A 15,368-nucleotide genomic window follows, 5' to 3' on the forward strand; every position below is an offset into this window, starting at 1 on the left:
GGCGGCAGGGCACAGCAGGACAGCAGGACAGCACAGCGGCGGGCGGCGGGCGGCGGGCGGCGGGCGGCGGGCGGCGGGCGGCGGGCGGCGGGTCGAGAGTCCTCCGGCGTACAAGGAGACATGGGGGACTCCCGTGCGAGGGTGAGCAGTTCCTGCAAGGAGGAACAGAACCGAACAGGACTCGACGGAAACAACCACATCAGACCGCCGGGGCGCAGGCATGTCAATACCCTTCACGGGAAGAGCCGGCGGGCCGCGGCGGCGGCACGCATCGGCCGAACCGGTCGGCACCACGCCGACCGATGCGCACCGCCGGGTCGACCGAGGGGTTGGCGGGGCCGGTGGCCGAAGGAGGGTCGCGAGGAACTCAAGGATCCACCCGGAGGTCCGCCTGGCCGGGCGATCCGCCCTGCCGGGCCGTCCGACCAGGCACGACCACGCTCCTCGCCGCTTCGATCGCTGGCGAAGCGGTGGGTCGGCAGCCCGCACGACCGGGAGTCCGGGTGCCGCAGCACCGGCAGCGGCACCAGAGCCGACGGGCCGACGGGCCTTCCGAATGACGGATTCGACCGGACGGACCCTCACCCGCCGGTGCGTGCGCGGACATTGACCGCACGGCGATATCGGGCTCCCAACCCCTTGACGTCGCCGCGCCACAGAGATGTCATATGTTGCATACCGTTTGAACATGTTGGTTGTTGGTCGCTGCGGGTTGCCGCAATCTGCGGACAGCTCCGTAGAGGCATGCCCTCCACCCGCGGTCAGCCGTCGGTTCCCGATGCCGCCGTTCCACCCACACCTGGCGCCGCCCGGCCGGTGCGTGACCGAGGAGCTGTCCATGTGCCACGCCCCACGCCGCGTCGCCCCTGTCATCGGTCTGCTCCACACCACCACGTGCCGTGCACGAATCCCCAGCCGAAGGATCCTTCCGTGAAATACACCCGAAAACTCCTCCCCCTGTGGTTGTTGGGGTTGATCGCCGCGATGCTCACGGTCGGTGTCGCCCCCGCCCAGGCGGCCACCACCACCATCACCGTGGACGGCGGCCAGGGCGGCCGGACGTTCGACGGCGTCGGCGCGATCAGCGGCGGTGGCGGCAACTCCCGGCTGCTGAGGGACTATCCGGCGGCGCAGCAGTCGCAGATCCTGGACTACATGTTCAAGCCCGGGTACGGGGCGAGCCTGCAGTCCCTGAAGATCGAGATCGGTGGTGACGCCAACTCCACCGACGGATCCGAGCCGTCGATCGAGCACAGCCGCGGCGTGATCAACTGCAACGCGGGCTACGAGTTCTGGCTGGCGGAGCAGGCCAAGGCCCGCAACCCCAACATCGCCCTGTACGGCCTGGCCTGGACCGCACCCGGCTGGATCAACGGCGGCTTCTGGTCCACCGACACCATCAACTACCTGATGTCCTGGCTGGACTGCACCAAGACCCACGGCCTGACCATCAAGTACCTCGGCGGCTGGAACGAACGCGGCCACGACGCCAACTGGTACATCCAGCTGCGCGCGGCACTGAACTCGCACGGCTACAACAGCGTGCAGATCGTCGCCAACGACAACGGCTGGGACGTGGCCGACGACATGGCCAACAACGCCGCGTTCAACAACGCCGTCTCGATCATCGGCACCCACTACACCTGCGGATACGGCAACGACAACATCGGCCAGACCTGCTCCACGACGACCACCGCCCGCAACAACGGCAAGCCGCTGTGGAACTCCGAGGGCGGCTCGAACGACATGAACACCGGCGCCCCCGCACTGATCCGCCAGATCACCCGCGGCTACACCGACGCCCGCCTGACCAGCTACTACAACTGGCCGCTCATCGCCGCCATCACCCCCAACCTGCCGTACTCCACGGTCGGTCTGGCCACCGCCGGCTCTCCCTGGTCGGGCAACTACACCATCGGCGCCAGCACCTGGGCGACCGCGCAGGTCACCCAGTTCACCCAGCCGGGCTGGAAGTTCATCGACTCCGCCTCCGGCTACCTCGGCGGCGCCGAGTCCAACGGCTCCTACGTCACCCTGAAGTCGAACACGTCCTCGGACTACTCCACGGTCCTGGAGACCACCACCTCCACCTCCTCGCAGACGGTCAACGTCCACGTCCAGGGCGGCCTGTCCACCGGCACCGTGCACGTCTGGGCCACCAAGCTCAGCGCGCCCAGCAACGCCACGTCCTTCGTCCACACCCAGGACATCACCCCGTCCGGCGGCTCGTACTCCCTGACGATGCAGCCCGGCTACGCCTACACCGTCAGCACCCTGAACACCGCGGGCAAGGGTACGGCCACCGCGCCGGCCGCACACGGTCTCGCCCTGCCCTACAGCGACAACTTCGACGGCAACGCCAACGGCACCGAGGCGAAGTACCTCTCCGACATGCAGGGCTCCTACGAGGTCCAGCCCTGCACCGGCCGCACCGGCCAGTGCGTCCAGCAGATGGCACCCGTCAAGCCGATCGAGTGGCAGGACGACTCCGACGCCTACGCGCTCATCGGCGACACCGCATGGTCCAACTACACCGTCAGCGCCGACGTCCTCCTGCGCGGCGCCGGCACCACCGAACTGCTCGGCCGCGCCAACACCCAGCAGCGCCCGCAGTCGCACATGAACGCCTACTACCTGCGCATCCGCGACACCGGGCAGTGGTGGATCGAGAAGATGTACACCGACGGCTCCAACCACACCCTGGCCACCGGCACCACCACCGCACTGGGCACCGGCACCTGGCACAACCTGTCCCTCGCCTTCCAGGGCTCGCAGATCACCGCCAAGGTCGACGGCAGGCAGCTCGGCTCGGTCACCGACACCTCCTTCCAGTCCGGCCAGGCCGGCCTGGGCATCCAGGGCTACCGCACCGACCAGTTCGACAACCTCTCGATCACCCCGGGCTCGGGCAGCGCGGGCGGCACCGTGACCGGACCGGTCACCACCGCCCTGAACACCGCCAAGTGCCTGGACGACTACACCGCCTCCACCACCGCCGGCGCCGTCGTCGACATCTGGGACTGCAACGGCTCGCCCGCCCAGCGGTGGACCGTCGGCAACAGCGCCGTCACCGTCAACGGCCTCTGCCTGGACGTCGTGGGCGGAGCCACCGCCAACGGCTCCGCGGTGGACCTGTGGACCTGCCACGGCGGCACCAACCAGCAGTGGACCGTCAACAACGGCACCCTGGTCAACCCCGCCTCCGGCCGCTGCCTCGACATCCCCGCCTCCAACACCACCAACGGCACCAAGCTGAACATCTGGGACTGCAACGGCGGCACCAACCAGCGGTGGAACCTCCCCACCACGTGACGACCCCGCTCTGAAGCCACCGCCGGGACCACCGCCCCGGCACCCGGCTTCCGGCCGACCCGGGCCGGGCGTACTCCGGCCCACGGAGTACGCCCGGCCGCCCGCCCGGCGGCCGGGCGGGCGTCCGCACCGCAGCCGGTACCACGACTCCATCACGGCCCCCGACCCTCGAAGGAGAAAAGATATGATGTATCACCTTCGAGTGGCGGCAGCCCTGGAGGCGGCACCCTCCCCGCGGACAGCCCCACACACCGGGTGGCCCGGGTGCGGTGTCAGCGCCGCGAACCACACGGATGCCCGCAGCGCGGGCACAGAGGTGCGCCGCGGCTGACCGAACAACCCCCCTCAGCCCTGTCGGCCCCCGGGCACCGCACGGGTCGGCGAATCCGCTCCCGAGTTCCTCATCGATCCGCAAGGAGATCTCCGTGTTCGGTAAAGCCCTGCACAGACGGCGCCATCGCCGATGGTCGACGGCCGCCGTCGCCGCGCTGGCCATGGTCGCGGCGCTGGTCGCCACCGTGACGACCGGCCCCACCAGCGCGTCCGCGGCGACCGGCTCCGCGGTGACCTCCGTGGCGTCGGGCCGCTGCCTGGACGTGGCCGGCAACAAGACGACCGACGGCACCGGGATCAACATCTACGACTGCGACTCCTCGAAGGCCAACCAGGCATGGACCTTCACGTCGGCCGGTGAGCTGCGGGTCTACGACAGCCCGAAGTGTCTGGACGTGGCCCACAACTCCACCACCGCCGGTGCCGTGGTGCAGATCTGGACCTGCAACGGCGCCACCAACCAGAAGTGGAAGATCAACAGCGACGGCACCATCACCGGCGTGCAGTCGGGGCTCTGCCTGGACGTGGTCGGTGCGAAGACCGAGAACAGCACCCTGGTGCAGATGTGGACGTGCAACGGCCAGAACAACCAGCAGTGGAGGACCACCGCGGGTGACACCCAGCCGCCGACGGTGCCGGGCAACCCGCGGGTCAGCAACCTGCTGTGCGACTCGGTGACGTTCGCGTGGAACGCGTCGACCGACAACACCGGTGTGACCTTCTACGACGTCTACCACGACGGCCAGTTGATGAAGTCGGTCAGCGGGACGACCCTGTCGACCAGCCTGACGGTGGTCCCCGGGGTCACCTGGGGGCTGTACGTCAACGCCCGTGACGCGGCCGGGAACGTCTCGCAGGCCAGCTCGACGGTGCCGATCACCGCGCCGCAGTGCCAGGTCGACACCCAGGCGCCGAGCGCGCCCGGGTCGCTCGCCGGGACGGTCTCCGGTACCACGGTCGCCCTGACCTGGTCCGCCTCCACCGACAACATCGGCGTCAAGTACTACGACATCTACCGCGGCAGCACCAAGGCCGGCACGGTCACCGCCAACGGGACGACCCCGCCTGCCACGGCCTTCACCGACAGCGGACTGACCGCGAACACCACCTACGCCTACTACGTGGTGGCCCGCGACGCCCAGGCCAACACCTCCACGCACAGCAACACCGTGACGGTGAAGACCGGTGCCGCGTGCGGCAGCCCGGTGTGCGCCGTCACGCAGATCGGCACCGACACCGACATCCCCTGGGGCCTGGCGACCCTGCCCGACGGGACGATCCTCTACACCCGCCGCGACGCCCACGACATCGTCCACCTCAACCCGGCCACCGGCGCGAAGACGACCGTGGGCACCGTGCCGAACGTCGACAACACCGACGGCGAGGGCGGTCTGACCGGGCTGGCGATCGCGTCGAGCTTCGCCACGGACCACTGGCTGTACATCATGCACACCTCGCCGACCGACAACCGGATCGTGCGGATCAAGCTGGAGAACGACAAGCTCACCCTCAGCAGCGAGCAGGTCCTGCTGTCCGGCATCCTGCGCAACAAGTTCCACGACGGGGGGCGGCTGCGGTTCGGCCCGGACGGCAAGCTCTACGCGAGCACCGGTGACGCGCAGAACGGCGACAACGCGCAGAACAGGAACAGCCTCAACGGCAAGATCCTGCGCCTGAACACCGACGGCACCGTTCCCTCGGACAACCCGTTCGGCACCTACGTCTGGAGCTACGGGCACCGCAACCCGCAGGGGCTGGCCTTCGACTCCCAGGGACGCCTGTGGGAGCAGGAGTTCGGCAACTCGGTCATGGACGAGACGAACCTGATCACCAAGGGCGGCAACTACGGCTGGCCCGCCTGCGAGGGCACCAGCGGCACCTGCGGCACCGCCGGGTACATCGCCCCGAAGCACACCTACACCACCGCCGACGGCTCCTGCTCCGGCATCGCCGTCGTCCGCGACGTCCTCTACGTGGCCTGCGAGCGCGGCACCCGTATGTACCGCGAGGTCATCAGCGGCACCGAACTGACCAACGTGCAGATCTACTTCAACGGCACCTACGGCCGGCTGCGCACGGTCGAACCCGCTCCCGACGGCGGCCTGTGGCTGACCACCTCCACCACCGGCGACAAGGACAGCATCCCGAACAACAGCAACGAGAAGCTCTTCCACGTCGCTCTCGGCTGACACCGGCGCCCGGCCCGAAGGGTCCCCGACGACGCCCCCGGGCCGGGCGCCTTCCGCATCGCGCACGAGCAGCGTCAGCACCGTCGACGCGGCATCGAGGAATCGGAGAGACATGCATCGGACCAGCATCCTGGTGGGTGCCGTCGTGGCGTTGGTGATCGGCCTGTTCGGGTCGACCGCCGCGTACGCCGGCAGCGCGGCACCGCGCACCGCGACCGCAGCCCCAGCTGCAGCCGCAGCCGCAGCCGCAGCCGTCTTCAACGTCCGGGCCTACGGCGCCCTGGGCGACGGCCACGTCAACGACAGCCCCGCGATCCAGAAGGCCGTCGACGCGGCCAACGCCGCCGGCGGCGGCATCGTGGAGTTCCCGGCCGGCAACTTCAAGTCGAAGAACACCGTCCACCTCAAGAGCAACGTGACGATCCAACTGGACGCCGGCTCCACCGTCATGGGGTCGATAGCCAACACCTACGACGCCGCCGAGCCCAACCCGTACGACGCCTACCAGGACTACGGGCACAGCCACTTCCACGACGCGATGTTCTACGGCGACAACCTCTCCAACATCGGCTTCACCGGCTCCGGGACCATCGACGGCATGGGCTACCTGACCGCGAGCAACGACCCCGCCGCAGGACAGGCCGACAAGATCATCTCGTTGACGCGCTGCAGGAACCTGACGCTCAGCGGCATCACCCTGCGCCGCGGTGGCCACTTCGCCGCACTGATCAACAACTGCGACCAGGTCGTCTCCGACCACCTCGTCATCGACACGGCGAGCGACCGCGACGGCTGGAACATCATCTCCACCACCAACGTCAAGGTCACCAACGCCAACATCTCCGCCAACGACGACGCCCTGGTCTTCAAGAGCGACTACGCGCTCGGCGCCAAGCTGCCCAACGGCCACGTCACCGTGACCGACTCCAAGCTGTCCGCCCGGTGCTGCAACGCGCTGATGTTCGGCTCGGAGACCTGTGGTGACTTCACCGACTACCAGTTCGCCAGGATCACCATCACCGGAGCGAACAAGTCCGGGCTGGGCATGGTCTCGATGGACGGGGCGAACATCTCCGACGTCCACTACCGCGACATCACCATGACCAACGTCCACTCACCGATCTTCCAGAAGATCGGCACCAGGAAGCGCTGCGGCAACAATCCCGGCGTCGGACACATCAGCAACGTCACCTACGACAACGTCACCGCGACCGGGAACAGCCCCAGCGTCACGCCCACCCTGTGGGGCGAGTCCGGCGGCAACCGCATCAGCGGGGTGACCTTCACCAACGTCAACATCACGGTGCCCGGCGGCGGATCGGCGATCTCCACGGCCGTGCCCGGCAACGACGCGATCAGCTACAACCCCACCAGCATCGGCACCCGGCCCTCGTACGGCTGGTACCTCCACAACGCCGACAACATCCGCTTCACCAGCTCCTCGGTGAGGTTCGCCGCCAACGACAACCGTCCCGCCGTCATCGCCGACGGCGACACCGCCGTCACCCTCGACCGGTTCACCGCGCAGCGCGGCACCGGCAGCGCCTACGACACCGGCTTCCAGACCGTCAACGGCTACTGCGTGACCAACGGCGTCAACACCACCGGCGGCAGCCTGCGCGTCAACGCCACCGGCTCCACCAAGAGCTGCTGACCGGCGGGATTCCGCGCGGCAGCGCTCGACGTCAGCACGTCGCACGACCGCCCCGGCCCCCGGATCCCGTCGGGGGCCGGCCGGCCCGTCGACGCCGTCACGGCCACTCCCCCGCGCCCACGGCGCCCCCGCCGAACGGACGGCCCGCACCGACGCCGCCACCGTGCCCGCACCTCACGGCCGGTGATCGCCCCCCTGCGCCCCTGTCCCTGGAGGATTCGATGGATGTGCAACGACGCAGGTTCCTGACCCTCGGCGCGGCCGTGGGGCTGTCCGCCGCAGCGGCGACGCGGGCCGCCCTCCCGGCGTCGGCGAGCATCGCCGACGGGGCCGCGACGCAGACGATGTACCTGACCGGCCGGGACGTCGACAGCACCGTCCCGTGGGACTTCCTGTGCACGGCCGGCCGCAGGAGCGGGGTCTGGGGCACCGTCCCGACGCCGTCGAACTGGGAGTTCTCCGGCTACGGCACGTACAACTACGGCGGCACGCTCACCCCGGGCGAGAGCGGGAAGTACCGCCACGGCTTCACACCGCCCGCCGCGTGGGCGGGCCGGCAGGTCTTCCTGGTCTTCGAGGGGGCGATGACCGACACCACCGTCCTGCTGAACGGAAAGTCCGCCGGGCCCAAGCACCAGGGTGCGTTCTACCGCTTCCGGTACGACGTCACGTCGCTGCTCCTGCCGGGCACGACCAACCTGCTCGAAGTCACCGTCGACAAGGACTCCGCCGACACCTCGGTGAACCAGGCCGAGCGCCAGGGCGACTACTGGAACTTCGGCGGCATCTTCCGGCCGGTGTACCTCCAGGCCTTCCCCATCGCGCGGATCGACCGGATCGCGGTGCGGGCCGAGGCCGACGGGACGTTCACCGCCGACGTCCACCTGGCGGGGAACGTGGGCAGCGGCCGGGTGGCCGTCCAGATCAAGACGCTCGACGGCACGAACGTCGGCGGCAGCGTCTCGGCCGCGGTCCCGTCGGGCGCCACCCTCGTCACCGTGTCGACGAAGGTCACCGACCCGAAGCGGTGGACCGCCGAGACCCCGAACCTCTACCAGGCGGAGGTGGTGCTGACCAACGCCTCGGGCGCGCAGGTCCACGGGATCACCGAGCGGTTCGGCTTCCGGACGGTGGAGGTGCGGGCGGGGGACGGCGTCTACGTCAACGGTGTCAGGGTGCTCCTCAAGGGCGTGAACCGCCACACCCTCCACCCGACCCTGGGCCGCGCCTCCAGCCCCCGCCTGGCGCGCGAGGACGTCGTGCTGATGAAGTCGATGAACGTCAACGCGGTCCGGATGTCGCACTACCCGCCGGACGCCTACTTCCTCGGCCTCTGCGACGAACTGGGGCTGTACGTCCTGGACGAACTCGGCGGCTGGCAGCACAGCTACAGCACCGCGGCCGGCACCCCGCTCGTCCAGGCGATGGTCACCCGGGACGTCAACCACCCGTCGATCCTCTTCTGGGACAACGGCAACGAAGGCGGCTGGAACACCGCCCTCGACAGCCTCTTCGGCTCCTGGGACCCGCAGAAGCGGGTGGTGCTCCACCCCTGGTCGAGCTTCGGCGGGATCGACACCAACCACTACCCGACCTACTCCCAGGTCCAGTCCAAGCTGGCGGGCTCGACGGTCTACATGCCCACCGAGTTCCTGCACGGCCTCTACGACGGCGGCGCCGGCGCCGGACTCGACGACTACTGGCAGCTGATGGCGAACGCACCGCGCTCGGCCGGCGGATTCATCTGGTCGCTCATCGACGAGAGCATCCGCCGTGACGACGGCGGCGGCGCGATCGACACGCACGGCAACCGGGGTCCCGACGGCATCGTCGGCCCGTTCCGGGAGAAGGAGGGTAGCTACTACACGATCAGGGACATCTGGTCGCCGATCCAGCTGGCCAGCCGTTCCTACTACGAGAACACCTTCCCCGCGAGCTTCGACGGAACGGTCCGCCTGACCAACCGCTACGCCTTCACCAACACCTCGACAGTCAGGTTCAGCTGGCAGCTGGTCATCTACGCCGCGCCGGGCGGCACCGGCCACACGGTGACCGCGCAGGGCACGAGCGCCAGTCCGAGCATCGCCCCGGGCGCCACCGGAGTGCTCACTCTCGGGCTGCCGGGGAACTGGGCCGAATCCGACGCGGTGCGGCTGACGGCCACCGACGCGTCCGGGGCGGAGCTCGTCACCTGGGTCTGGACCGTCAGGAAGGCCGCCGACCACGTGCGCCGGATCGTCGTCCCGGTCCCGGGTGCCCCGCCGGTGGCCGCGACCCAGACGAACGACACGGTGACGATGACCGCGGGCGCCACCACGGTGGGCATCGCCCGCGCCACCGGACGGCTGAGCAGGGTGACCAGGAACGGAACCACGGTCTCGCTGTCCAACGGACCGGCCCTGGCGGCCGGGACCTCGACGCTGACGGGCCTGACGCACGCACAGGACGGCGGTGCCCACACCGTCACCGCGACCTACTCCGGCGATCTGAGGTCGGTGCGGTGGCGCCTGGACGCCAACGGCTGGCTCCGCCTGGACTACACCTACGGCCTCACCGGGACACACGACTTCCTGGGAGTGAACTTCGACTACCCGGAGTCGAAGGTCACCGGCGTGACCTGGCTCGGCCGAGGGCCGTACCGGGTCTGGAAGAACCGGCTGCGCGGGGTGACCACGGACGTGTGGACCAAGAGCCACAACGACACCGCCACCGGGAGCACCGGCTTCGTCTACCCGGAGTTCAAGGGCTACCACGCCGGCCTGTACTGGGCGTCACTGCGGACCACCGAAGGGACCATCACTATGGTGTCCGCCCAGGAGAACGTCTTCCTGAGGCTGTTCACCCCCGCGCAGCCGGCCGACTCGGGAAACGCCGCCGCCCCCTTCCCCGGCGGGGACCTCTCGTTCCTCGACGGCATCCCCGCGATCGGGAACAAGTTCCACCCGGCCGCCTCCGTGGGACCCGCCGGCCGGCCGAACACCGCGGCGGGGACCTACGCCCGCACCCTGTACTTCCACTTCGGAAACTGACGGACGCCCTTGACCGGCCTCCGGCCAAGCCATAGCGTCATGCATATCGTATATGAGATCATCTCTTGGGAGCCTCCCCTGTGTCCGATGCGCTCGTCCACTCCGGCCATCCGCGTCCCGGCTCGCTCCCCTCACGCACCGAGGCGGTGCTGGAATCGGTCAAACACGCCATCCTGGTAGGAGAGCTGAAGCCGGGCCGGCCCCTGGTGGAGACCGAACTCGCCGCACGACTGGGCGTGTCGAAGACGCCCGTGCGCGAGGCGCTGAAGACGCTGGCCGGGACGGGCCTGGTCACCATGAGCCCCTACAAGGGCGCCTCGGTGCGCGAGGTGGACCAGGCTCTGGCGCGCAGTGTGTACGACATGAGGCTGCTGCTGGAGCCGGCTGCCGCGGCGCGGACCGCAGCTGGCGCCAACCGCTCGTGGGGGGAGGCGGCGGACGCCCTCGACCGGGCGGACCGGGCGGCGGACGCAGCCGAACGCTCGCTGGCGAACCGGGACTTCCACCGGGCCCTGTACGCGGGTTGCGGGAACCCGCTGCTGATCGGCTGCCTGGACGGGCTGCGGGACCAGACGGCCCTGGTGTCCAGCGCCGCCTGGGCGGTGCGGCCCTCCTGGGAGATGGAGGCGCAGGAGCACCGGGCGATCCTGCAGGCCGCGCAGAGCAGGAAGCCCGACCTGGTGGACGACCTGCTCCGCGCCCACATCGGCGCCTTCGTTGCACGCAACTTCCCTGAGAACTCAGCGAGTTAGGAACGCCATGAAACTGGAGGCCGCACCCTTGGACGACCTTCGCACCCGACTCGCCACCGTCATCGCGATTCCGGTGACCCCCTTCGCCGCCGACGGCAGCGTGGACTGGGACGACCACGCGACACTGGTCCGCCGGCTGGTCGACCACGGAGTCCGGGTGGTCACCCCCAACGGCAACACGGGCGAGTTCTACGCACTCGGCCAGGCGGAGACCCGACGGGCCGTGGAGTCGACCGTCGCGGCGGTCGCAGGCCGGGCGGAGGTGGTGGCGGGCGTCGGCCTGGACACGGCGGGAGCGATCGCCGCCGCCCTGCACGCCCGCGAGGCGGGAGCGGGATCGGTCATGGTGCACCAGCCCGTCCATCCCTACCGCTCCACGGAGGGCTGGATCGACTACCACCGGGCGATCGCGGAGTCGGTACCGGAACTCGGCGTCGTCCTCTACGTCCGCGACGAGCGCGTGAGCGGCGAGCAGATCCGGACTCTCGCCGACCACTGCGCGAACGTCGTCGCCGTGAAGTACGCGGTCCCCGATCCGGTGCGCTTCGCGTCCGTGGCACGGGACGCGGGTCTGGAGCGGTTCGCGTGGATAGCCGGGCTGGCCGAGCTCCACGCCCCCGGCTACTGGGCGACCGGCGCGGTCGGCTTCACCTCGGGCCTGGTCAACGTGGTCCCGCGGTTGTCGCTCGCCCTGCTGGAGACCCTGCAAGGCGGGGACTACCCGAAGGCGATGCGGGTGTGGGAGTCGGCGCGGGTCTTCGAGGAGTTGCGCGCAGCCGACGCGTCCGCCGACAACGTCAGCGTGGTCAAGGAGGCGCTGGCCCAACTCGGCCTGAGTGGGCGGGCGGTGCGTCCGCCGTCGCGGATCCTGCCACCGGCGGTCCGCGACGGCATCGGCGAACTGATCGCGCAGTGGCGGACGGAGGGCTGGCTGTGACGGCACACCGGGGCCCGGCGGCCGACGCCGGGGGCAGCAGCGGGCGGGTGGAGCCGCTGCGCAGCGAGGCGTGGTTCGGCAGCGCCGACGACGTCACCGGCGGTGGCCTGCGGACCTTCAGCCACCGCTCGCGGATGCGGCAGCTCGGGTACCTTCCGGAGGAGCACCTGGGCAAGCCGGTCATCGCGATCCTCAACACCTGGTCCGACATCAATCCCTGTCACATGCACCTGCGGGAGCGGGCCGAGCAGGTCAAGCGCGGCGTCTGGCAGGCCGGCGGGTTCCCGCTGGAGTTCCCCGTCGCGACCCTCTCGGAGACCTTCCAGAAGCCCACGCCCATGCTGTACCGCAATCTGCTGTCCATGGAGACGGAGGAGCTCCTGCGGTCGTACCCGGTGGACGGTGCGGTGCTGATGGGCGGCTGCGACAAGACCGTGCCCGCGCTGCTCATGGGTGCCGCGAGCGCCGGGCTGCCGGCCCTGGTCGTCCCGTCCGGGCCGATGCTGCGCGGCCACCACCGCGGGAAGACCCTGGGCAGCGGCACCGATCTGTGGGCCTACTGGGACGAGTACCGGGCCGGCCGGATCGGCGAGTGCGAGATGTCGCAGGTGGAGTGCGGCCTGGCGCGTTCGCCCGGCCACTGCATGACCATGGGCACCGCGTCCACGATGACCGCCGCCGCCGAGGCCCTGGGCATGGCCCTGCCCGGCTCCTCCGCCATTCCCGCGGTGGACTCCGCCCATCACCGGATGGCGGCGGCGGCAGGGCGGCGGGTCGTCGGTCTCGTCGAGGAGGACGTCACCCCGGCCGCGGTCATGACCCGGGAGGCGTTCGAGGACGCGGCCGCCACCGTGCTCGCCCTGGGCGGCTCCACCAACGCGCTCATCCACCTGACGGCCATGGCCCGGCGCCTGGGCGTCCCCTTCTCCCTGGAGGACTTCGACGTCATCGGCCGCCGGGTCCCGGTACTCGCGGATGTCCGTCCGGTGGGCCGGTACCTGATGGAGGACTTCTACTACGCGGGTGGACTCCCCGCCCTGCTGCGGCAGTTGAACGAGGTGCCGGGAGCGCTGCATCCGGACCGGATCACCGTCGCGGGTCACTCCTTCGCCGGGTACTTCGCGGACGCGGAGATCCACGGGCCGGCCGTCCGTCCGCATGACGAGCCCCTCCACGAGGAGGGCGGCCTCGCCGTCCTGCACGGCAACCTCGCCCCGGGCGGCGCGGTGATCAAGCACCTGGCCGCCACCCCGGAGCTGCTGAGCCACACCGGTCCCGCCGTCGTCTTCGACTCCTACGCGGAGCTGAGGGAGGGCATCGACGATCCCGCGTTCGCCGTCACCGGGGACACCGTCCTGGTGCTGCGCGGCGCCGGCCCCCTCGGCGGACCGGGCATGCCGGAGTACGGGATGCTGCCCATTCCCGCCTACCTGCTGGAGAAGGGCGTCACCGACCTGGTGCGGATCTCCGACGCCAGGATGAGCGGCACCAGCTACGGCACCTGCGTGCTGCACATCGCCCCCGAGTCGCACGCGGGCGGCCCGCTGGCGCTGGTCCGCACCGGCGACCTGATCACCCTCGACGTCGAGCGTCGCCTTCTGCAACTGAACGTCGAACCAGCCGAGTTGGAGGAGCGCCGTCGTGCCTGGGTCCCTCCGGAGCCGGTGTCGACGCGCGGCTACGGCGCGCTCTACAACAAGCACGTCACCCAGGCGGACGCGGGCTGCGACTTCGACTTCCTCGCCGCGCCGGGCGTGGACGCGGTCCCCGATCCGCGCTGAGGAGTGCGTCGTGGCCGCGGGCGAGGCGGCGGTGGCCCGCGGCCGGGTGGCCCGCCTCGCCGCGGGCGGCCCCGTGCGCCCGTGCCCGACGGACCGTACCCGGAGTCAGTGGGCGGCGGAGAAGAGGTGGTCGCTGATGAGGCGGGTCGCGCCGGTGACGCCTGCGGTGGAGCCGAGTTCGCTCAGCACGATGGGGAGGTTGCCGGTCGCCAGCGGCGGCGACTGCCGGTAGACCTGGGTGCGGATGCTGGCGAGCAGCGTGTGCCCGAGGCCGGTGAGGCCTCCGCCGATCACCACCATGGCGGGGTTGAAGAAGCTGACCAGGCCGGCGATGACCTGGCCGGTGCGGTGGCCGCCCTGCCGGATGAGTTCGAGGGCCGCGCTGTCACCCGCGGCCGCGGCCACGGCCACGTCCGCAAGCGTCAGCGTACCGGCGGATGCCAGCCGCGCGGCGAGTTCGGGCGAGCGCGCATCGGCGGCGAGCGCGCGGGCGTCGCGGATCAGCGCGTTGCCGCCGAAGTACGCTTCGAGACAGCCCTGGTTGCCGCAGATGCACAGGTGCCCGTTCGGCTCGACCTGGATGTGGCCGATGTCGCCGGCGCTGCCGGTGACGCCGCGGTGCACCCGGCCGTCGGCCACGATGCCGCAGCCGATACCGGTGCCGATCTTCACGAACAGGAAGTCGCTGACGGAGCGGGCGACGCCGGCCTGCTGCTCTCCCAGCGCCATCACGTTCACGTCGTTGTCCACCAGGACCGGGCAGCCGAGTTCCTGGCCCAGGACCTCGCGGAGGGGGTAGCCGTCCCAGCCGGGCATGATCGGAGGGGCGACCGGGACACCCTCCGGGAAGCGCACCGGGCCCGGCACTCCGACCCCGGCCCCGTCGAGGTGCTCGGCATGGCCGGCGGCGCGGAGCTCGGCCACCATCGCCAGCACCCGCTCGCACACGGCGACAGGGCCCTCCCGCACGTCCAGCGGCTCGGCGAGGTGGCCCAGGATCTCCAGCTCGGCGTTGGTGATCACGACGTCGACCGAGGTGGCGCCGATGTCTATGCCGAGGAAGCGCAGGTCGGGCGAGAGCCGGATGTTGTGCGAGGGACGTCCGCCGCGCGAGGCCGCGACCCCGTCCTGGACGACCAGGCCCGTCTCCAGCAGCCGGTCGATCTCCACGGCCAGCTTCGAGCGGGAGAGCTCGATCACCTCGCCCAGAACGGCCCGTGACTGGGATCCCCTGTCCCGTAGCCGGAGGAGCAGCGTGCTCTGGTGGGAGTTGGCGACCCGAGCCGTCATCCGCCGCACTCCACCTCTCCCTTCCCCGTGCCCCGGTAGCGTCTCCGCCCCTGGCTGTTCCCGTCGAACCTAGCAGTCACGCTTCGTGTTC

General features: G+C 70.3%; 8 protein-coding genes. 7 read left to right on the plus strand and 1 reads right to left on the minus strand.

The window, feature by feature from the left end; all coding sequences use genetic code 11:
* Positions 1 to 930 precede the first annotated feature (930 nt).
* The 7 genes from OG335_RS06175 to OG335_RS06205 all read left to right on the plus strand — a co-directional run bounded on the left by OG335_RS06175 (position 931) and on the right by OG335_RS06205 (position 13,987).
* On the plus strand, positions 931 to 3,312 hold the full coding sequence (locus OG335_RS06175) for a ricin-type beta-trefoil lectin domain protein (protein ID WP_405009980.1): 2,382 nt from the start codon (positions 931 to 933) through the stop codon (positions 3,310 to 3,312).
* A gap of 425 nt (positions 3,313 to 3,737) precedes the next feature.
* Positions 3,738 to 5,834 (plus strand): PQQ-dependent sugar dehydrogenase, encoded by a 2,097-nt coding sequence (locus tag OG335_RS06180; protein ID WP_405009981.1) that lies wholly within the window; start codon positions 3,738 to 3,740, stop codon positions 5,832 to 5,834.
* Positions 5,835 to 5,946: 112 nt separating this feature from the next.
* Positions 5,947 to 7,488 carry a glycoside hydrolase family 28 protein gene (locus OG335_RS06185; protein ID WP_405009982.1) on the plus strand — a complete coding sequence of 514 codons (1,542 nt, stop codon included), beginning with the start codon at positions 5,947 to 5,949 and terminating at the stop codon, positions 7,486 to 7,488.
* A 221-nt stretch (positions 7,489 to 7,709) separates the two neighbouring features.
* The gene (locus OG335_RS06190; protein ID WP_405009983.1) at positions 7,710 to 10,517 is read left to right on the plus strand and encodes a glycoside hydrolase family 2 TIM barrel-domain containing protein; all 2,808 of its coding nucleotides are present in this window, start codon (positions 7,710 to 7,712) and stop codon (positions 10,515 to 10,517) included.
* Between the two features lie 80 nt (positions 10,518 to 10,597).
* Positions 10,598 to 11,269, plus strand: a complete 672-nt coding sequence (locus OG335_RS06195) for a GntR family transcriptional regulator (protein ID WP_405009984.1) — start codon at positions 10,598 to 10,600, stop codon at positions 11,267 to 11,269.
* Positions 11,270 to 11,276: 7 nt separating this feature from the next.
* Positions 11,277 to 12,206, plus strand: coding sequence for a dihydrodipicolinate synthase family protein (locus OG335_RS06200; protein ID WP_405009985.1), 930 nt, complete (start codon positions 11,277 to 11,279; stop codon positions 12,204 to 12,206).
* Positions 12,203 to 13,987 (plus strand): IlvD/Edd family dehydratase, encoded by a 1,785-nt coding sequence (locus tag OG335_RS06205; protein WP_405009986.1) that lies wholly within the window; start codon positions 12,203 to 12,205, stop codon positions 13,985 to 13,987. The genes OG335_RS06200 and OG335_RS06205 overlap by 4 nt, the downstream gene beginning before the upstream one ends.
* A gap of 105 nt (positions 13,988 to 14,092) precedes the next feature.
* Here the strand turns inward: OG335_RS06205 and OG335_RS06210 are convergent, their stop codons facing one another.
* Positions 14,093 to 15,277 (minus strand): ROK family protein, encoded by a 1,185-nt coding sequence (locus tag OG335_RS06210; protein ID WP_405009987.1) that lies wholly within the window; start codon positions 15,275 to 15,277, stop codon positions 14,093 to 14,095.
* Between the last annotated feature and the right edge of the window lie 91 nt (positions 15,278 to 15,368).

It is taken from the genome of Kitasatospora sp. NBC_01539 (assembly GCF_045040525.1).
Taxonomy (GTDB): Bacteria; Actinomycetota; Actinomycetes; order Streptomycetales; family Streptomycetaceae; genus Kitasatospora.

Bases quoted from the DNA above. Each gene is read 5' to 3' on its own strand.
- OG335_RS06185 (WP_405009982.1), top strand. From the start codon at position 5,947: ATGCATCGGACCAGCATCCTGGTGGGTGCCGTCGTGGCGTTGGTGATC.
- OG335_RS06190 (WP_405009983.1), top strand. From the start codon at position 7,710: ATGGATGTGCAACGACGCAGGTTCCTGACCCTCGGCGCGGCCGTGGGG.
- OG335_RS06200 (WP_405009985.1), top strand. From the start codon at position 11,277: ATGAAACTGGAGGCCGCACCCTTGGACGACCTTCGCACCCGACTCGCC.
- OG335_RS06210 (WP_405009987.1), bottom strand. From the start codon at position 15,277: ATGACGGCTCGGGTCGCCAACTCCCACCAGAGCACGCTGCTCCTCCGG.